This is a genomic window from Bacteroidota bacterium, assembly GCA_013696965.1.
GTDB lineage: Bacteria > Bacteroidota > Bacteroidia > JACCXN01 > JACCXN01 > JACCXN01.
The window spans coordinates 1-18,996 of sequence record JACCXN010000049.1; the positions used below are offsets into that span (position 1 = coordinate 1).

General features: G+C 36.0%; 19 protein-coding genes. 16 read left to right on the forward strand and 3 right to left on the reverse strand.

The annotated features are described in order from the left end of the window. Positions 1 to 413: HAMP domain-containing histidine kinase (locus H0V01_07665; GenBank protein ID MBA2583246.1), on the forward strand; the 413-nt coding region annotated here is incomplete at its 5' end. 204 nt (positions 414 to 617) lie between these two features. On the opposite strand, the gene H0V01_07670 is transcribed toward H0V01_07665, so the two are convergent. Further along, positions 618 to 1,022 (reverse strand): cytochrome c, encoded by a 405-nt coding sequence (locus tag H0V01_07670; protein MBA2583247.1) that lies wholly within the window; start codon positions 1,020 to 1,022, stop codon positions 618 to 620. Positions 1,023 to 1,562: 540 nt separating this feature from the next. On the opposite strand from H0V01_07670, the gene arsS reads away from it, so the two are divergent. The 11 genes from arsS (at position 1,563) to H0V01_07725 (ending at position 12,486) form a co-directional block, all read left to right on the forward strand. Continuing rightward, the gene (gene arsS / locus H0V01_07675) at positions 1,563 to 2,615 is read left to right on the forward strand and encodes an arsenosugar biosynthesis radical SAM protein ArsS (protein ID MBA2583248.1); all 1,053 of its coding nucleotides are present in this window, start codon (positions 1,563 to 1,565) and stop codon (positions 2,613 to 2,615) included. Between the two features lie 93 nt (positions 2,616 to 2,708). Continuing rightward, entirely contained in the window at positions 2,709 to 3,314 is a 606-nt protein-coding gene (locus tag H0V01_07680; protein ID MBA2583249.1) for a TIGR04282 family arsenosugar biosynthesis glycosyltransferase, read from the forward strand. Positions 3,315 to 3,561: 247 nt separating this feature from the next. Continuing rightward, positions 3,562 to 4,317, forward strand: a complete 756-nt coding sequence (locus tag H0V01_07685) for a DUF547 domain-containing protein (protein ID MBA2583250.1) — start codon at positions 3,562 to 3,564, stop codon at positions 4,315 to 4,317. Between the two features lies 1 nt (position 4,318). Beyond that, on the forward strand, positions 4,319 to 5,080 hold the full coding sequence (locus tag H0V01_07690; GenBank protein ID MBA2583251.1) for a TIGR04283 family arsenosugar biosynthesis glycosyltransferase: 762 nt from the start codon (positions 4,319 to 4,321) through the stop codon (positions 5,078 to 5,080). A gap of 76 nt (positions 5,081 to 5,156) precedes the next feature. After that, on the forward strand, positions 5,157 to 6,491 hold the full coding sequence (locus H0V01_07695) for an FAD-dependent oxidoreductase (GenBank protein MBA2583252.1): 1,335 nt from the start codon (positions 5,157 to 5,159) through the stop codon (positions 6,489 to 6,491). A 7-nt stretch (positions 6,492 to 6,498) separates the two neighbouring features. Beyond that, positions 6,499 to 7,854, forward strand: a complete 1,356-nt coding sequence (locus H0V01_07700) for a 4Fe-4S binding protein (protein ID MBA2583253.1) — start codon at positions 6,499 to 6,501, stop codon at positions 7,852 to 7,854. Between the two features lie 7 nt (positions 7,855 to 7,861). Continuing rightward, positions 7,862 to 9,379, forward strand: a complete 1,518-nt coding sequence (locus H0V01_07705; GenBank protein ID MBA2583254.1) for a glycosyltransferase — start codon at positions 7,862 to 7,864, stop codon at positions 9,377 to 9,379. After that, the gene (arsM, locus tag H0V01_07710; protein MBA2583255.1) at positions 9,376 to 10,344 is read left to right on the forward strand and encodes an arsenosugar biosynthesis arsenite methyltransferase ArsM; all 969 of its coding nucleotides are present in this window, start codon (positions 9,376 to 9,378) and stop codon (positions 10,342 to 10,344) included. Before H0V01_07705 ends, arsM begins: the two co-directional genes overlap by 4 nt. A gap of 23 nt (positions 10,345 to 10,367) precedes the next feature. Further along, positions 10,368 to 11,462 (forward strand): bifunctional methionine sulfoxide reductase B/A protein, encoded by a 1,095-nt coding sequence (locus H0V01_07715; protein MBA2583256.1) that lies wholly within the window; start codon positions 10,368 to 10,370, stop codon positions 11,460 to 11,462. A 7-nt stretch (positions 11,463 to 11,469) separates the two neighbouring features. Beyond that, on the forward strand, positions 11,470 to 11,763 hold the full coding sequence (locus H0V01_07720) for a hypothetical protein (protein MBA2583257.1): 294 nt from the start codon (positions 11,470 to 11,472) through the stop codon (positions 11,761 to 11,763). 126 nt (positions 11,764 to 11,889) lie between these two features. Beyond that, the gene (locus H0V01_07725) at positions 11,890 to 12,486 is read left to right on the forward strand and encodes an AhpC/TSA family protein (protein ID MBA2583258.1); all 597 of its coding nucleotides are present in this window, start codon (positions 11,890 to 11,892) and stop codon (positions 12,484 to 12,486) included. 94 nt (positions 12,487 to 12,580) lie between these two features. On the opposite strand, the gene H0V01_07730 is transcribed toward H0V01_07725, so the two are convergent. Further along, positions 12,581 to 14,152: a DUF547 domain-containing protein gene (locus tag H0V01_07730; GenBank protein ID MBA2583259.1), complete on the reverse strand. Its 1,572-nt coding sequence runs from the start codon at positions 14,150 to 14,152 to the stop codon at positions 12,581 to 12,583. A 122-nt stretch (positions 14,153 to 14,274) separates the two neighbouring features. Between H0V01_07730 and H0V01_07735 the strand changes: the two genes are divergently transcribed. The 4 genes from H0V01_07735 (at position 14,275) to H0V01_07750 (ending at position 18,003) form a co-directional block, all read left to right on the forward strand. Further along, complete coding sequence (locus tag H0V01_07735; GenBank protein ID MBA2583260.1) at positions 14,275 to 14,916, forward strand: hypothetical protein; 642 nt, start codon at positions 14,275 to 14,277, stop codon at positions 14,914 to 14,916. Continuing rightward, entirely contained in the window at positions 14,909 to 15,604 is a 696-nt protein-coding gene (locus tag H0V01_07740; protein MBA2583261.1) for a glycosyltransferase family 2 protein, read from the forward strand. Before H0V01_07735 ends, H0V01_07740 begins: the two co-directional genes overlap by 8 nt. A gap of 93 nt (positions 15,605 to 15,697) precedes the next feature. Beyond that, a complete protein-coding gene (locus tag H0V01_07745) occupies positions 15,698 to 16,633 on the forward strand; it encodes a hypothetical protein (protein ID MBA2583262.1) in 936 nt (311 codons plus the stop codon). Next, positions 16,633 to 18,003 carry a hypothetical protein gene (locus H0V01_07750; GenBank protein ID MBA2583263.1) on the forward strand — a complete coding sequence of 457 codons (1,371 nt, stop codon included), beginning with the start codon at positions 16,633 to 16,635 and terminating at the stop codon, positions 18,001 to 18,003. The genes H0V01_07745 and H0V01_07750 overlap by 1 nt, the downstream gene beginning before the upstream one ends. Positions 18,004 to 18,376: 373 nt before the next feature. Here H0V01_07750 and H0V01_07755 read toward each other — a convergent pair. Next, a partial coding sequence (locus H0V01_07755) for a T9SS type A sorting domain-containing protein (GenBank protein MBA2583264.1) occupies positions 18,377 to 18,996 on the reverse strand: 620 nt, incomplete at its 5' end.

Below are 18,996 nucleotides of genomic sequence, written 5' to 3' on the forward strand. Positions count from 1 at the left end.
TAAAGAAGAAGATTAATGTTTCTCAAATAACTTTTTCCAGAAGAAAATTAAGAAGTATTATTTACAACCTTGTAAATAATTCAATCAAATACAAATCCCCTGATAGGAAACCTGAGGTTTTTATAAATACAGAATATGAAAAAGGATTTATAGTTATTACGGTTAAGGACAACGGCATGGGTATTTCCTCTGATAAGAAGGAAGCCATATTTTCTAAATATTTCAGGGTAGAAAACAATATTGAAGGCACCGGTATAGGATTATACTTAGTGAACGAAATTGTAAAAAATGCAGGTGGAAAGATTTCAGTAGAAAGCGAACCTGGAAAAGGAACTGAGTTTAAAATTTATTTAAAAGATCAGGCACCTGCCCCATCTGCGAAAAATATTGAAGCGCAGAAGGAGAAAAGTTAAAGCGTGTTTTCAAGTCCATAAATACTAAATATATCAGATTAGCTGAGTTTAAAGTCTGTTTTTTAGGAAATAACCTCCTTTGGGTTATTTCCTAACATTAATACTAACAATAAAGCTAAAAATTTTACTTTAGAGTCATTATAAATTTATTGGTTTGTTGTGTTAGACCCGCGAATAAAAATAAAAGGCAAGCCGTTTAAATGTTTAAGGCAATGGCTCCCCAGCGTGGTAAACTGTTTTTTCAACCTTGCTGCTTACCGGTTCAAGGGACTTAAGATATAGGAATATGGCTTTTAAATCAATATCATCAATTCTGGAAAAAGATCCCCAGGGCATTGGGCTAACAAAACCATAGCCTGCATGAAAACGGGCAATAAAGGTTTCCTCCGTCCAATGGGCCATCACACCGGTTTCCGGATCAGGCGTAAGGTTTGGCGAGTAGTATGATTTTCCCTCTGACCTTGGTTCTTCTGCAAAGAACATCCCCCCGGCAAAAGGCTTTCCGATAAAAGCTCCGGACTTCATTTCCCGTTCGGTATGGCATCCCACACAGTTTGCAACGCTGTTGGCCAGGTATTCACCATATTCAACCGTGGAGGCTTTTACCATTTTTTTGGCTTGAGTTTTTTTGGGATGTTCTGGTTTTATAAGTCCAAAAGCCATCAAGGCTTTCCCAAGAAAATTAGGTCCTGATGGCTTTACTTACTTCATTTTTCAAAGGCTTCTGTGAGCGCACTTGTTTATAACCAGAGTATAAAGGTCAACAACCCCATTTGGTTTCAAGGGTATTGCTATTTAATAGAGAATAACGATTTCGGGTACTTTATGAGTATCATTTGAGTGGTCTTGAATACAACATTTTAAATTACACTTGTCTATTAGTTTTGTTAATATTCAACCTCTAACAAAATGTTTTTTCTACAACGTCAGGAATTAATTCCCCAAACAACTTGCTCTTATCTTATCTTATCTTATCTTATCTTATCTTATCTATTTAATAATAAATATCATCTCACCGAATTTTTAGGTAAGTATAACGCATATTTCACATATTAGCTGGGAAATGGTATCTTTAAAATACTGTTAAGTCGTTTAGCCGACAGTTTCGCAGAATAACATCAAATAACTTTGTATATTAAAATTGATACTATGAAATCTCTGAAAGCTCAAGGAAATAAATTCTCAAGTACTCAATATCAGTTGGAAGTACTTGAAAAAATCAGCAGCGAAGGAAGTCCTATAACAAGGTTTGAAGATAAACTTCAAACCTATGGAATATCTCCTTTAAAGCCCGCTGAACTTGAAATATTACAGGTAAATGTGGGAAAAATGTGTAATCAAGTTTGTACCCATTGCCATGTAGATGCGGGGCCGGACAGAAAAGAAATCATGATTAGGGCAACTATGCAGGATTGTCTCAATGCACTTCGCCATGCACCCACCGTCCACACTGTTGATATGACAGGAGGCGCACCTGAGATGAATCCTGACTTTATTTGGTTTGTAAAAGAAATTTCAAAACTCGGAGTAAAAACGATTGTACGAAGCAACCTTACCATTCTTGTTTCTAATAAAAAGTATCATTCTTATCCTGAGTTTTTTGCTAAACACAAAGTAACCGTAATCGCTTCCCTCCCCTGCTATACAGCTGAAAATACGGATAAACAAAGAGGAGAAGGAGTATTTCAGAAATCAATTGAAGCATTAAAAATGTTAAATAATGTAGGATATGGAAAGGACGAGACAGAGCTTGAATTACATTTGGTTTATAACCCAATCGGCCCGTCCCTGCCACCACCACAGGATAAACTCCAATCAGATTATAAAAAAATTCTACTAGAAAATTTTGGTATTTCATTTAATAAACTTTATACCATTACCAATCTTCCTATAAGCAGGTTTTTAGAATACCTCCTGACTCTTGGCAAATTTGAATCATACATGGAAAAACTTGTTAGCTCTTTTAATCCTTTTACAATAGATGGTTTGATGTGCAGAAATACGCTTTCAGTCAGTTGGGAAGGAAAATTATATGATTGCGATTTTAATCAAATGCTCGAATTACAAACAGGGAATGGTTCTCCAAAACACATCAGCGAGTTCAGTGCTGCAAAGCTGAAAGAACGAAATATTGTTGTGAATCAACATTGTTACGGCTGCACCGCAGGCGCAGGATCAAGCTGTCAAGGCGCTTTATTATGACCTTCAGGACTTATAATAAACAACCCATTCGCCCGATTGAACTTGGAATAGTAGGCAATAAGAAGTTGAATAATAAAGAAAAATTAAATAAATATGGCAACGGATAAATTATTAATGGTTTTTGTAAAGAATCCCCAAAGAGGCAAGGTTAAAACCCGCCTGGCTACAACTATGGGTGATGAAAAAGCACTGGAAATTTATAGAGTATTGCTCGATCATACACTGACAATTTCAAAAAGGGTGAATTGCGATAAAGCCATTTTCTATTCTGATTACATCGATGATGGCGACATGTGGGGCAAAGCAAAATTCAGCCAGTTTGTTCAGGAAGGTAATGAGCTTGGTGAACGGATGCTCAATGCCTTTAAACAGGCCTTTTTAAAACAATATAAAAGTGTTGTTATTATCGGCAGTGATTGTCTGGACTTGAATGAACATATAATTACGGATGCTTTTGATGTTCTTAAAAAGAATGAAATTGTAATTGGACCTGCAAAAGATGGCGGGTACTACCTGCTTGGAATGCGAACACTTTACAAAGAGTTATTTATGAATAAACAATGGAGTACGGAGAATGTGTTACTGGATACTTTGCTTGATATAACCAAGCTTAATGTTAGCATGAAATTACTTCCAACTCTGTCCGATATAGATGAAGAAAAAGATTTAAAAATGTATCAAAATATATTTGAGATATGAAATAGCCATGATCATAAAAATGAATAAGGGATTCATTTCATTTCATTTAATTTATATAGGCTGATTAAAAAAATAATAGAAACATCAGATTACCTGATCCGGATAATTTGAAACCTGTTGACATTTCGGAAATTATTCAAATAGCAGAAATGGCAGATGAAAAACTATCACAACTTTTAATTAACGTAATAAAAAAAATTTAAACTAAAACAACTGTTATCGTTAATTACACAATTTCCATAGCATTATGAAAAAATTAATTTTTGCCTCATTATTTTCTTTTCTATTCCAACAATGTAGCTCTACTACATTTATAGGAATCGGCAAAGCCCCTTCACATGAAATATGGAATGACCTTTTAAAAAAGAACGTCACACTTGATGGAAAGGTTAATTATAAAGGGTTTATAAAAGATAGCGTTGAATTCAACAAATACTTAAAACTGCTTACTGACAACCCTCCTAATGAAAAAACATGGTCGGTGAACGAACAAAAAGCATTTTGGATCAATGCTTACAATGCCTATACTGTAAAACTGATTACAAAATATTATCCAATAAAAAGCATAAAAGATATAGGCAGCAGTATTCAAATTCCTTTTGTGAACACACCCTGGGATGTTAAATTCATTTTCATTGGGAAAGAAAAAATGGATTTGAACAACATTGAGCATGGCCAGCTTAGAAAAAAGTTTGACGATCCAAGAATACATTTTGCCCTTGTATGTGCATCAAAATCATGTCCGGCACTTCTTAACGAGGCATACGACCCTGCAAGACTTGATCAACAACTCGACAATCAGGCAAAGGCATTTCTGAAAGACACTTTCCGAAATAAAGTATCTGCTACCAATCCTCAACTATCCAAAATATTTGAATGGTATAAAATGGATTTTACTAAAAAAGAATCCTTAATTGACTTTCTCAATAAATATGCTCCTGTAAAAATCAATGCCAATGCTAATATCACATACCTTGATTATGACTGGGGTTTAAATGAATAATATGAAAATCAGCATAATCATACCCACATTAAACGAAGCTGCAAATATTGAACGGCTGATAATTCATTTGCATAAATATGGGGGAATGGATTTGCATGAGATAATCGTAAGTGATGGAGGAAGTTCTGATAGTACCTTAGAAATCGCAAGCAATGCCGGAGCAAAGGCTGTGTGTTCTGAAAAACAAGGTCGTGCGCTTCAAATGAATTTGGGATCAAATCATTCAACGGGTGATATTCTTTATTTTGTGCATGCAGATACGCTTCCACCAATAGAATTTATAGCTGAAATTCAGAAAGCAATATTAAAAAGGAAAAAAGCTGGTTGTTTTCGATTTCGATATGATTCTGATAAAAAACTATTGGTTATCAATTCCTATTTCACTAAATTCAATACTATTTTTAGTGGTGGTGGTGATCAATCGTTATACATTCAAAAAAACGTATTTAATGAACTAGGAGGATTTGACGAATCTTATGTGATAATGGAAGATTTTGATTTAGTAAGTAGGCTTAGAAAAAAAAGATTCGGTTTGCATATTATTCCAAAGGAAATTTTAATTTCTGCTAGAAAATATTCGAATAATAGTTACCTGCGTGTGAATATTGCCAACTTACTTGTTTTTTCATTGTACAAAATGGGAGTTAAGCCGGTTAAGCTCTCAGGTTTATATAAAAAACTCCTGAATCCTTTTTGTGATATGGAGAAACTCGATTTAAAATATGAAACAAAGAAGACTTTCGAAACAGATAATAAAATTTGAGAGGAGAGGAAAATGGATTTACATATAGGCTAAAATGAAGGATACTATCGACATTAGAAAATTATGTATAAATAACATGAGTAAAAACATTGTAATAATTGGCAACGGAATATCAGGAATAACCTGTGCAAGGCATTTACGAAAATTGAGCAAGCACAGGATTACGGTTGTTTCGGCTGAAACTGAATATTTCTTTTCGCGTACAGCACTCATGTATATCTACATGGGGCACATGAAGTTTGAGCATACCAAACCATATGAGGACTTTTTTTGGGAAAAGAACAAAATAGACCTTGTTAAAAAATTTGTAAATAAGGTTGATACTAAAAACAAATTGGTTCTTTTTTCTGATGGTTCATCAATCGGCTACGATACACTTGTTCTTGCAACAGGCTCTAAGTCCAACAAATTTGACTGGCCCGGACAGGATTTTAAAGGTGTTCAAGGGTTATATCACTTACAGGATTTGGAAAATATGGAAGAAAATACCAAAGGTGTTTCTAGCACTGTAATTGTTGGTGGAGGATTAATCGGAATTGAAATGGCAGAAATGCTTCGTTCACGAAATATCGCTGTAACATTTCTTGTCCGTGAGAAAAACTTTTGGGACAATATTTTACCAGTTGAAGAAGCAAAGATGATTAACCGTCATATCGGGGAGCATCATGTTGATCTTCGCCTCGAAACCGAATTAAAAGAAATCAAAGGGGATTCAACCGGGAGGGTAAGTTCCATCTTTACCAATAACGGAGAAGAAATACCCTGCCAATTTGTAGGTCTTGCCGTTGGAGTAAGCCCCAATATTGATTTTTTGAAAAACTCAGGTATTGAAACGGACCGGGGTATATTAGTGAATGAGTTTTTTGAGACAAATATTCCGTATATCTATGCTATTGGAGATTGCGCCCAATTTAAAACACCACCCAATGGAAGAAAACCCATTGAACAAGTTTGGTACACGGGCCGTATGCACGGAGAAACACTTGCTAAAACAATTTGTGGGCAGCGATCAGCATATTCACCGGGGCATTGGTTTAATTCCGCCAAGTTTTTTGACATTGAATATCAAACTTATGGAGTAATAAACGCACAACAAAAAGATAGTGAAGAATCTTTTTATTGGGAACATTCCAGTGGAAAAATAAATTTTCGGATAGTTTACGATAAAAAAGATAAAACAATTACAGGAATCAATGTATTTGGGTTCAGGCTCAGACACGAAGTCTGCGATGGATGGTTAACAGAAAAAAGAACAGTAGATTACGTAATAGAACATTTACCAAAAGCCAACTTTGATCCTGAATTTCACAAACAGTATGAACCTGAAATAATAGAGCGATATAATAAGCAATCAGGCAAAAGTTTAAAATTAAAATCCCGGAAGGGTTTATTAGCAACATTTCTTAAATAAAAATTCAATGGAAAATAACCCATCAATAAGCATCAGTAACCCACATCCTTCAGGAGTAGATATAATTCAAAAAACAGGACTGATCCTTTTCTCAGTAGGACTTTTATTGTTTTTAATTGCATCAACAGGTACAGGAATGAAATATCCGGTATTGCTTCTTTCCCTAAGCATTGGTTTGTCTGTGGGAGGAGCATTTATTTATTTTTTTAGAAAATATTTAACGAAATCAGCCGGGGTTAAAAATGACCAGATATGGCAAAACTCATTAACATCAAGAGGTGTATTTGCATGGTTGTTCGGAATTTTCCTTACTGGGTTTTACATTGTTATTTATTGGTTTCCGTCCGTTCTGGAAAACCTGATTCGTTTAATGGATCCTCTTAGCAACCTTATCAGAGGTAATGATTCTGATCAATGGTTTTTATACGGCACCTTGTATACATTGGCAATAGGAGTGATGGGAGTAAAAGCCCTGTTGAAATACCGGCATTCGAATTACCAGATTATCAGAACCTCTTCTATCATATTCTTTCAGTTGGGTTTTGCTTACCTCATTCCGGCAGTATTACAACTTTTTAATCAGCCTGAATTTTATTTCAGTTATTTCTGGCCACTTAAGTATGATTATTTATTTCCTTCCACAGTCAATTATTTGACAGAACAACCCGGAGCTTTGGGAGTATTTATGGTGTTTTGGGGAGCTGCAATGATTTTTGTAGCAACGCCCATTTTAACTTATTTTTATGGGAAACGCTGGTATTGTTCTTGGGTTTGTGGTTGTGGTGGATTAGCAAATACTGCCGGAGACCCATTCCGCCAGTTATCCGATAAGTCACTTAAAGCATGGAAAATTGAACGATGGATGATTTACAGTGTTTTAGTTTTTATAATTATTACTACAAGTTTTTTGTGGATTAACTCTTACTATAATGGTTCTGTTTTTGGAAATGTATCCGGACCATTTGCTAATACCTATGGTTTTTTAATAGGTGCCATTTTTTCAGGTGTAATCGGTGTTGGATTTTATCCTCTGATGGGAACAAGAGTATGGTGTCGTTTTGGATGTCCAATGGCAGCAATTTTGGGCATTCAGCAACGATTGTTTTCACGGTTCAGGATCACTACTAACGGTGGGCAGTGTATCTCTTGCGGGAATTGCTCTACTTATTGTGAAATGGGAATAGACGTGAAGGCGTATGCTCAGAAAGGACAAAATATAGTTCGTGCTTCTTGTGTTGGTTGCGGAATGTGTGCTACTGTATGTCCAAGAGGGGTTCTTAATTTAGAAAATGGGCCTTTAAAGGGGAGAGTTAATGATAACCCCATTCTTATTGGAAATAAAGAAGCAAAACTTAATTTATAATAAAAATATGCTTGTAAAAATAATCGCTGTAAAAATTGCGCTCGTCATTGTGCTTGTATTATATACGCTTGCATTGCTGTTTATCTTTCTATATAGCATAGCACAGGCTCATTTGTTAGTTCGTTATTTGAAAGTTCAAAAGAAAATACAACCCGGTCAATTGCCATTTAATGAAAAATTCCTTCCTCATGTAACGGTTCAACTTCCTGTTTACAATGAAATGTACGTAGTGGAAAGGCTGATTGATACAGTATGCTCTTTTGATTATCCGCTTGACAAGCTGGAAGTACAAGTGCTGGATGATTCAACTGATCTAAGCATTGAAATTATTGAAAAAAGAGTACAGTTTTGGAAGGCAAAAGGAGTTGATATAGTACAGGTAAGGAGAACAGATCGTAAAGGATATAAAGCCGGGGCATTGGAAGAGGGGCTTGAGTTTGCAAAGGGTGAATTCATTGCTATTTTTGATGCTGACTTTGTTCCCTTAAAGGATTTTTTAAAAAAAACTATCCCGCATTTTTTTGAAAAGAATGTTGGCATGGTTCAAACCCGCTGGGGGCACATCAACAAACATTACTCTTTGCTTACTAAGCTCCAGGCATTCGGGTTAGATGCGCATTTTTCCGTTGAGCAAGTTGGAAGAAACAGCGGTAACTGTTTTATTAACTTTAACGGAACTGCCGGTGTGTGGCGCAAATCATGCATTATTGATGCAGGAAACTGGCAGCCAGATACATTAACAGAAGATCTTGACTTGAGTTACCGGGCTCAATTGAAAGACTGGAAGTTTGTTTATCTGGAGGATGTGGAATCACCGGCTGAGTTGCCTCCGGTGATGAGTGCATTGAAAACACAACAATACCGTTGGACCAAAGGGGGTGCGGAAGTGGCGAGAAAACATCTGGGAAATGTATTGCGTTCAGATAAGTCTTTCGTTATAAAATGGCACGGAGTATTTCATCTTTTAAATAGCGGAGTATTTGTCAGTGTTATTACCTGCGCAATCCTTAGCGTCCCTTTGCTTTTTATTAAACAATATTTTCCTGAATTCAAACAGCTATTTCTTCTAGCATCATTTTTTTTGTTAAGTTTTTTCATTTTAGCAATTTTATATTGGGTTTCAACAAACCAAAAATCAGAAAACAAACTAAAATCCAGGCTCTATTTCATTCGTACATTTCCATTATTCCTTGCCATTATGATGGGGCTTTCATTGCACAATGCCATAGCAGTACTAGAAGGATATTTTGGCAAGAAAACTCCGTTTATCAGAACGCCCAAGTTCAATATCATTAATAATAATGATTCGTGGGAAAGTAATAAATATATTACCGGTCAAATTAATCCGCTTACTGTAACGGAAGGGATTTTGTCCCTGTATTTTCTTTTTGCGGTTATTGTGGCGTTTCAAATCGGAGACTATGCCTTATTGCCTTTTCACATGATGCTGACATTTGGTTTTGCGACCGTGTGTTATTACTCTGTTTTTCAATCAAAAATGATCAAAAAACCAATAAAACTATGAGTTACCTCGAAACAACAAAAAATGTTTACAAAGAAGCGGCATTGAAGCCTGATGTTGGCTTATGCTGCACAACCACTCCGGTATGGCAATTGCCTGGTCTGGCAATTCCGACAAAGATGCTGCAAATGAATTATGGCTGCGGAAGCACTGTTCATCCGCGTGATCTTGTAAATAATCCAAGAATACTTTATGTCGGTGTTGGAGGGGGAATGGAGCTGTTGCAGTTTGCTTATTTCAGCAGGCAAAAAAATGGAGTTATTGGAGTGGATGTAGTGGATGAGATGTTGCAGGCAAGCAAAGAAAATTTTAATGAAGCGGAAAAACAAAACTCCTGGTTCAAATCAGAGTTTGTTGAATTAAGAAAAGGCGATGCCCTAAATTTACCTATTGAAGATGAAAGTGTGGATGTAGCAGCTCAGAATTGCCTGTTCAATATTTTCAAAGCAGAAGATTTGAAAAAGGCACTTAGCGAGATGTATAGGGTTTTAAAACCAAGAGGACGATTAGTGCTTTCGGATCCTACCTGTGAAACTAAAATGCCAGAAAATCTTCTCAATGATGAACGACTGCGTGCATTGTGTTTGAGCGGAGCATTGCCTCTTAAAGAATACATTAAAATGATAACGGACATTGGCTTTGGAACGGTTGAAATAAGAGCCAAACGACCCTATCGTATCCTTGATTCAACACATTACAATACCGACAAATTGATTTATATTGAAAGTGTAGAAGTGTGTGCCATAAAAGACCCGATGCCTGATGACGGGCCCTGTGTTTTTACAGGAAAAACAGCGATTTACTTTGGTGAAGACGGATTGTTCGATGATCATAAAGGACATACTTTAATGCAAAATCAGCCTTTGTCTATTTGTGATAAAACGGCTAATGCTTTAAGGAGCCTTAACAGAAGTGGTATTTTTATTTCTGAATCAACCTGGTTTTATGATGGCGGTGGATGCTGTTAATTTATAATTTAAATTGCAAAAAAATGAAAATATTATTTCTCTATTTACAAATTTCACTAATTATTTCTGCCTGTTCGCAGCAAAATAAAAAAGCCGAGGAAAATAGTTTAGGCTATAATAATATTGAACTTCAGGATACAAGCTGGACAGATAAAGTTGTGAAAACCAAAGAAGAGTGGAAGAAAATACTTACACCCGAACAATACAATATCACAAGAGAACAGGGAACAGAGGTGAAGTTTAGTAGTCCATATAATAAAAACCATCAATCGGGATTATATTATTGCGTTAGTTGTGGTATTCCGTTATTTAGTTCAGAAAATAAATTTGAATCAGGAACAGGATGGCCGAGTTTCTGGAAACCTTATTCGCAAAAGAGTGTACAAATTGCAACTGATAATTCTATCGGAATGCAACGTGACGAAATATCTTGCGCCCGTTGTGATGCTCACTTAGGGCACGTTTTTAATGATGGGCCACAGCCCACGGGCTTGAGATATTGCATTAATGGAGTGACATTGCTTTTCAACGCAACAGACAGTAAACCAACCAATGATCTCTCGGCATACAATAAAGCTACATTCGCGGCAGGTTGTTTCTGGTGTGAAGAAGCCGTTTTTGAAGGTGTGAAAGGTGTGGCAGAGGTAATTTCCGGATATTCAGGAGGCACTACCAAAAATCCCTCTTATGAAGAAGTAGGAAGCGGTACCACAGGCCATGCAGAAAGCATTGAAATTTATTATGACTCCACCAAAGTAAGTTATCAAAATTTGATTAAAGTATTTTTTGCATCTCAGGATCCCACACAGGTGAATGGCCAAGGGCCGGATGAAGGTACGCAATATCGATCCATTGTTTTTTACAGAAACCTTTACGAAAAACAACTAACTGAAAGTTATATTAATGAATTAAATAAATCAGGTAAATATAAAAAACCTATCGCTACTCAGGTAATACCTTATAAAGAATTTTGGAAAGCTGAAGATTATCATCAGAATTATATTCATCACCACCCTACCGATGCGTATGTTCAGCATGAATCAATTCCGCGAATTAAGAGAACACAGAAGCAGTTTCCTGAGCTTTTTAAACCTGAACGTTTGATAATTGAGAAGTAATCGTATTATGAAAACAAAATTGATATTTGTGTATAATGCCGATGGCAATTTATTTAGTAAAACAATTGATTTTGCTCACAAGATACTTTCCCCCTCTACCTATGCTTGTAACCTTTGCAGTATTACTTACGATAATTTCGGAATGAAGAAAGAATGGGCTGAATTTCTTCGCAAATTAAATATGGAAACGATATTTTTTTACAAAGATGAGTTTCTAAAAAAGTACGGCAAACAAAAAACGGAATTTCCGGTTATCTTTATTGACAAAGAAAATTCAATGGAAGTATTAGTTCAAAATTAGAGCAGGTATCACAGCAAAACTCAAATCACAAAAATAAAATGAAATAGCCATAATTCTTGAAGAAATACCAACCGAAAATGAATATATGGCGTATTCCATTTGACCAACAAGAAAAATTATATACAAATGAAACAATTTAAAATAACTTTCATCGCACTAACCGTCTTCTCAAGTCTGTCCTTTATTTATATGAACCAGGATAATCCCAGCGGACTCAAAAAAGGCGAAAAAGCACCAGCATTCATTGCAAAAGATCATGCCGGTAATAGTATTGATCTTTACTCAATTTTACAGAAGGGTCCGGTGGTCCTGATGTTTTATAGAGGTGAGTGGTGTGGATACTGTACCAGGGAAATGAGTGAATTTCAGGATTCACTTCATTATATTACAGAAAAAGGAGCCTATGTTATTGCCATTACTCCTGAAACCAACAATAACATCAGCAAAACGATTGAAAAAACAAAAGCCTCCTTTTCAATTATCCACGATGAAGAATCTAAAATTATGACTTCATATAAAACAAGTTTTGTTGTGGATAGTGCAACAGTTGAGAAGTATAAAAAATGGAACGTTGATTTAGAAGAAGCGAATGGCAATAAGGATCATATCTTACCGGTACCTGCAACTTATGTTATTGGTAAAGATGGAATTATTAAATACGTTTTTTTCGATAAGGATTATAGCAAAAGAGCTACTGTAAAAGATATTATCAATGCTCTATAGAAACTACATTGCATCCTAAAAAATTTGAAGGCGAAAAATTAAGGGAATAGCCCTTTAAAATAAATAATATCCATCAAGTATAAGAAGATTTTTTTTACCTGATAACTCGTACTCCAAAGTTGAAAGTTTGTCCTGCCCCGGCATTCATGCCCATAGTGAATTTTGTGTAAAGCACCTCGGTTTCCAACAGCCCCGGAATCAATTGAAATTTCAATCCAACACCCTCTTGCCTGAACCAGGAGGAAATCCCCTTCTCATTATATGAAGGCCAAAACTCATTTTGAACATAAACTGTAACCCTTTTGGAAGGAAACCAACTTAGAAAGACATCCAATGGTGTTGCAAGGTTTATTGATTTTGTTTCAAATGTTTTATTAACAGAAAGCCAGGGGGCAAGCTGAAAGAAAAGTTGAAATTTATTTCCAATAGAATGATCGTAATAAAATTGTGTAATAAGAAAATATCTGTCGGCACTCAGGTATGGCTTGCCGTTTGACGCTCCTTCCTGATCTTTTGATACGGGAATAAGAAAGGTGCTTTGTACGGAAAGGTGGGCAAGTTTTTTAAATGGTGCGATTTTTATTTTCGGGCCAACAGATGAAATTGCTGTGCGGGTATTGGGTGTATTCTCAAATTTTAATAATGCAAAAGGTGAACTTGTTTCTGAATCATTCCTGACAGATTTTATCCACATATCGGCTCCAATACTTAGTCTGGGCGAAATGCCAATCAGGAACTGGTTAATAGAAGAAAAATAACTAGAACGGGAATGGTAGTTTATTTTATTTCCGTCCTTATCGAACCCTTCAGTTTGTGTATAAAGGTTGTTGAAAAATTTATACTCCCATTGATTTCGTTTGAGTAAAACAGAAGGTGTATATGCCTGTATATTAGCTGTTTTTTGTGTTGGATCTGAGAGTTGTTCAGTATTATTCTTATTAAATTCATTTAACGACCAGTCGTAATCGTAATAATCTACCTTATAATCTTCCGGGATTTTATTTTCACGATATTTATTAATGAACCCTATAACGCTTGACCCATCTTGTTTAAAATCTTCTTCATACCATTTGAAAATTTCGGACAAAAGGACTTTTTTCTCAGCATCGTTCACTGTGATAAAATTATTGTTGTTGAGCGCTGCTTTTGCCTGAACATCCATTTGATTTTCAAGTTTGTCGGGCAAAAAAGCATTGCTTATTATTGGCGGACAGCCATTGGCTCCACACACCAGTACAAAATGCAATCGGGCATCTTTATAAACAGGGCGTAATTCTTTATTTTCAATTTCATCAAGTGTTATTTTTTTTCCACCAACCTCATACTTGATACCATTATAAAATCCTGAAATATCCATCGGTGATTTTATTGGATAGTGATCCACTACATTTTTTATTACAAGAATATTGTAAGTATTAATCAGGAATGTTTTTTTTACATTTTCCGGAAGTAACTCAAAATGAATGTTCCTAATTTGAATAGTTAAACTATCTAATTCCTTTCTGTCAGAATGAATCGCTGAATAGTTCACCAATCCATTGCTTACATACTGATTAAAAAAGCGGTTTGCCGATGAGAAAAAGTCATCCGCTTCATTTTGAGAATAGGCAGTATGAAATGTAAAAACAGTAACGATTGTATAACAAATTTGCCTGAGATAACCCATAAATAGAAAAATTGTAAGTTCCAAAGAAAATAACACCTGAACTATTAAATTGTCGCCTGAAAGACAAAAGGTATAAACGCTAATTAATTACCTTGCAGGCAGTAAATATAATTCATTTTTACATGCACTATCAGCATAAACCATTTGTTGCATTGTTGCTTGCTATCCTGGTAGTTTCCTGTGGTAATAACAATGACAACAATTATTCTCCCGAATATAATAAAAAAGTGTATCATGCTCCTACCAGTACCATTGATACTGTGCCAATAAAGGATGAATATGTAAGGGAATATTATTCCAACGGAAAAATAGAATCTGAGGGGTGGATAAAGGCAGCCCGGAAAAATGGTTATTGGAGATATTATCATCCAAATGGAAAACTTTTTAAGCAGGGTAATTATTTAAATGATTTGATGAGCGGCTGGTGGCAGGAATTTAGAAAGGACAGTACATGCGTATGTCAGGGCCAATATTCCAATGGGAAAAAGGAGGGTTACTGGATGTATTTTTATCCCAATGGGGAACTTCAGAAACAGGGCAGTTTTATTAATGATAATATGATTTCGTGGTGGAAGGAATACAATGAGCAAGGTAATTTAACTTATGAAGGGGAGTATAACAATAGAATTAAAGAAGGGTACAGCAAAAGCTATAAGAATGGTATATTGCAAAGCGAAGGCAAATACATTAACGGAAGGCAAAGAGGAAGATGGAAATATTATGACGAACTTGGTAAAATGATAAAGATTCAAGAATATGACTAAAAAGAAAAATATAGTGGTAATTATTCCTGCTTTTAACGAGGAGAACTCAGTTGGGCATGTTATTAGAGATTTGCCCAAAGACTTTATAAGCGAAGTGATAGTAGTAAACAATAATTCCAATGATAACACCAAACTAAACGCACAAAAAGGCGGGGCAACGGTTCTTGATGAAAAGCGTCAGGGATATGGTTACGCCTGCCTGAAAGGAATTGCATACGTAAAAGAAAAAATTCACAAGCCGGATATTGTTGTTTTTATTGATGCTGATTATTCTGATTATCCCCAGGAAATGATAGCGCTTGTACAACCGATAATCGAACAGGATTACGATATGGTGATAGGATCCAGGGCGCTTGGAAACAGAGAAAGGGGGTCTATGACACCACAACAGATTTTTGGAAATAAATTAGCAACAAGCTTAATGAAGTTTCTTTATGGAGTAAAATATACCGACCTCGGCCCTTTCAGAGCAATAAAATTTGATAAACTATTAGAATTGGAAATGAGGGACACTACCTATGGATGGACGGTAGAAATGCAATTGAAGGCTGCAAAGAAAAAGATGAAAGTAACGGAAGTGCCCGTTAATTATAGAAATAGAATAGGGTTTTCCAAAATAAGCGGGACGGTTAAAGGCACTATTATGGCAGGATATAAGATTATCACCACTATTTTTAAATACATTTAAACCATGAAATAGCCAAGATTCTAAAGGTAACACCAACCGAAAATGGATATTTGGCGTATTCCATCTGACCATTAAAAAACAAATTATATACAGATGAAAAGAACTTTTCTTATTTTATTTATTCCCCTAATTTCATTGAATTGTGGGAACAATCTTGCCCTGGAAAAGGGATCGACTATAACAGAAGAATTTGCTAAATACTGGTATAGTGGCAAAGCTGAAATAACAAGCTATAAACTCCAGCAGGCGCGTTATGGAGAAATGCATGCAGGCTCCGCTGTAACCATTTTTGTTACGGAAGATTTTTCTGCAAAAAAGCATGTCAAACTGGATAATCCTCAAAGTGCAGGCAGTGATGCTGTAAGTGTGCTGAAGCTAAATCTTACAAAAAATTTTAATACAGGAATTTACCCTTATTCCATGATGCTCTCTGTTTTTAAGCCAATAAATACAAGCAAATGGGAACATGCATTAAAAATAACAGCATCATCACAGGAATGGTGTGGACATACATTTACTCAAATAGATGCCGATAAAGATAAATACAATGCAAAACTTTTTTCCTATTTTGAAAGTGAAGGAGATCAGGAAAAAATACTTCCTTTGGTTTGGATGGAAGATGAGCTGTGGACATTATTACGGATAAATCCATCAGGCTTACCAATAGGCAATATAAAAATCATTCCCGGATTATTACAGCAACGATTACTCCATACAAATCTTCAGGCAGAAGATGCAGGCGCATCATTGGTAAATGTCTCTGAAATACCTTCCTGGATTGGAGCAGAAAAGAATTTAATGAGTTATTCAATCACTTATAAAGAAAAGCAAAGAACCCTGAGAATCTATTTCAGCGAGGGATTTCCTCATGCCATTGCCGGATGGGAAGAAAGCTATCCTGATGGCTTTGGCAAGGATAAAAAAACGTTGACAACGAGGGCCGTAAAAGATAAAACAATAATTACGGATTACTGGAATCATCATCATAATAGCGATGCTGCTCTGCGTGATTCTCTTGACTTGAAATAATGTTTAAACAGCCCATTTCTTCAATTACCTTTTATACAGTTACCGGCATATCGCTGGCCGGATATATATTGCTTGGTTATTCAACTGAACGTACAAATTTCCCACAACTCATTGTCTTGTTCGGGCTATTGTTTGGCGGATATTTTTATCTCACAACGGTAAATCTGAATGAAAGTTTAATTAAGCAAAGCATTGCGGTTGCTATTTTATTTAGACTTTCTTTACTTTTTATGATGCCAAATCTTTCGGATGATTATTTCAGGTTTGTATGGGATGGACGACTATCAGCGCATGGTATTAATCCTTTTATTGTAATGCCATCCGATTTTATTAATTCACCGGAAGCTACGGCAACAGGGCTCGATTATAAATTATTTTCCTCTATGAATTCGCAGGGATATTATACCATTTACCCTCCGGTGCTGCAATTTGTTTTTTTTGTATCAGCTAAATTATTTTCTTCTAATATATTGGGAAGCGTAATCGTAATGCGAACGTTCATTATCGCAGCAGAAATTGGAAGTATTTTTCTTCTTTCGTCTATTCTAAAAAAATGGAACCTGCCATCTAAAAATACATTGTTTTACGCTTTAAATCCCCTTGTTATAATGGAGCTGACCGGGAACCTGCACTTTGAAGCATTAATGATTTTATTTCTGCTTCTTGCTGTTTTTCTTCTTATGAAAGAGCAGCGCACTTTATCAGCTATTGCATTTTCTTTAGCTATCTGCTCAAAATTATTGCCTGTGATGTTACTGCCACTGCTTCTTAAAAGAATAGGACTTAGAAAAAGTATGCGATTTTATTTTATCTGTGGAATCACTACCGTTTTACTTTTCGTCCCATTTATTGACAAGGAGTTCATTGGAAACATCTTTTCGAGTATCGGCCTCTATTTCCATAGCTTTGAATTCAACGCGAGTATATTTTATATAGTAAGGTGGGCAGGATTTGAAACACTTGGATACGATGTAATCCGGAAAGCCGGAGCAATATTATCTCTTATTGCAATGGCAGGGATATTTTCTGTTGCCGTTTTTCAGAAAGGGAAAGACATAAGTTCTCTTTTCAATGCAATGCTGTTTTGTCTTACTATTTATTTTGCTTTTGCCACTATCGTTCATCCCTGGTATATTTCAACGCTTGTGGCTTTTTCAGTATTTACGAGCTGGAGATTTCCGTTAGTATGGTCAGGATTAATTATGCTCACTTATTTTACATACCGCAGCGTTCCTTATTCTGAAAGCCTGTTATTGGTGGCAATCGAATATTTATTTCTGTGCGGATTTATGGCGTATGAGTGGAATGGAAGCAGAAAGCAAACGCTTTGCAAGAACTATAATTTAGGTAATGGTGCAAAAAATAGTTGATGAATTTTTCCATAAGTGCAACTGTACATCTGAAGAGGACGCAAGCTCTGCTGGCGAGCAACTAGCTAGTAATAAGACGGTAGGGGATGGGTCTTTAAAGGTTTTGTGATGGACTTGAAAAATGGGACATTCACAAAAAATCCCAATGGTTAAGGCTACAAGTTATACCGATTGCACATTCAACATAGTCCAATTTTAGCAAAGCCTCATTGTACTATTTTCATGTAACATCGGCATTAACCATTGTAATTTACAAAATATTTTTTGGACTGTTTTATAAATACAATTGGTATTATATAACAAAATCACCGCCCCTCACAAAGGAAAGACGGTGACAAGTTTGATGTGAATAAATTATTGGTCGTAAAGGCAATTAATGAACAACTACCAGCTTGCGCATGGACGATCCTTTTTCAGTGATAGACCTTACCATATAGATCCCTGATGCCAATCCACTGGTCGGGATAATATGGGTATACGTTCCAACGCCAAGCTTCCCATTATAAAGATTCTTCACTATCCTTCCATACTCATCGAGAAGGGCCAAGGTCACTTCCGAAGGAGAATCCATATAAAGATTAACTGTGGCTTCGGTATTTGCCGGGCTTGGCATAGGTTGGCTTAGCTGATTTTTATTTTCGGCAGAGAGATCATTGATGCCAATGGGGCCTGACCTGATCACCATCCACACTTTTCCGGTACCCGATCCGAAGATATTAAGCCCGGGTTCCAGTACACCAAGGTCAACGATTAACAAAGTATCCCCCATAAAAATAGTGGAGACCGGTTTGTTCATTTTTTCCGGCACGAAAAGTTCCTCTGGGGTAGAACCTGAATTTACAACAAAGTCTGATTTTGCCCCAGTGATATGGTCAAAACGCGAAACCTTATAACCGGTAAACTCAAATATACCTGTTTGCGGGGCAAAAGAACCGGACTCAGTAACAAACAAATTGTTTTCGAACCCGAATTCAGTACTGGTGGATGGGGCAA

Excerpts from the sequence above, each read along its gene's own strand:
- H0V01_07680 (MBA2583249.1), top strand. The coding sequence starts at position 2,709 with ATGGCAACGGATAAATTATTAATGGTTTTTGTAAAGAATCCCCAAAGA.
- H0V01_07740 (MBA2583261.1), top strand. The coding sequence starts at position 14,909 with ATGACTAAAAAGAAAAATATAGTGGTAATTATTCCTGCTTTTAACGAG.
- H0V01_07725 (MBA2583258.1), top strand. The coding sequence starts at position 11,890 with ATGAAACAATTTAAAATAACTTTCATCGCACTAACCGTCTTCTCAAGT.
- arsS (MBA2583248.1), top strand. The coding sequence starts at position 1,563 with ATGAAATCTCTGAAAGCTCAAGGAAATAAATTCTCAAGTACTCAATAT.
- H0V01_07670 (MBA2583247.1), bottom strand. The coding sequence starts at position 1,022 with ATGGTAAAAGCCTCCACGGTTGAATATGGTGAATACCTGGCCAACAGC.
- H0V01_07695 (MBA2583252.1), top strand. The coding sequence starts at position 5,157 with ATGAGTAAAAACATTGTAATAATTGGCAACGGAATATCAGGAATAACC.
- H0V01_07730 (MBA2583259.1), bottom strand. The coding sequence starts at position 14,152 with ATGGGTTATCTCAGGCAAATTTGTTATACAATCGTTACTGTTTTTACA.
- arsM (MBA2583255.1), top strand. The coding sequence starts at position 9,376 with ATGAGTTACCTCGAAACAACAAAAAATGTTTACAAAGAAGCGGCATTG.
- H0V01_07685 (MBA2583250.1), top strand. The coding sequence starts at position 3,562 with ATGAAAAAATTAATTTTTGCCTCATTATTTTCTTTTCTATTCCAACAA.
- H0V01_07700 (MBA2583253.1), top strand. The coding sequence starts at position 6,499 with ATGGAAAATAACCCATCAATAAGCATCAGTAACCCACATCCTTCAGGA.
- H0V01_07735 (MBA2583260.1), top strand. The coding sequence starts at position 14,275 with ATGCACTATCAGCATAAACCATTTGTTGCATTGTTGCTTGCTATCCTG.
- H0V01_07720 (MBA2583257.1), top strand. The coding sequence starts at position 11,470 with ATGAAAACAAAATTGATATTTGTGTATAATGCCGATGGCAATTTATTT.
- H0V01_07705 (MBA2583254.1), top strand. The coding sequence starts at position 7,862 with ATGCTTGTAAAAATAATCGCTGTAAAAATTGCGCTCGTCATTGTGCTT.
- H0V01_07715 (MBA2583256.1), top strand. The coding sequence starts at position 10,368 with ATGAAAATATTATTTCTCTATTTACAAATTTCACTAATTATTTCTGCC.
- H0V01_07750 (MBA2583263.1), top strand. The coding sequence starts at position 16,633 with ATGTTTAAACAGCCCATTTCTTCAATTACCTTTTATACAGTTACCGGC.
- H0V01_07745 (MBA2583262.1), top strand. The coding sequence starts at position 15,698 with ATGAAAAGAACTTTTCTTATTTTATTTATTCCCCTAATTTCATTGAAT.
- H0V01_07690 (MBA2583251.1), top strand. The coding sequence starts at position 4,319 with ATGAAAATCAGCATAATCATACCCACATTAAACGAAGCTGCAAATATT.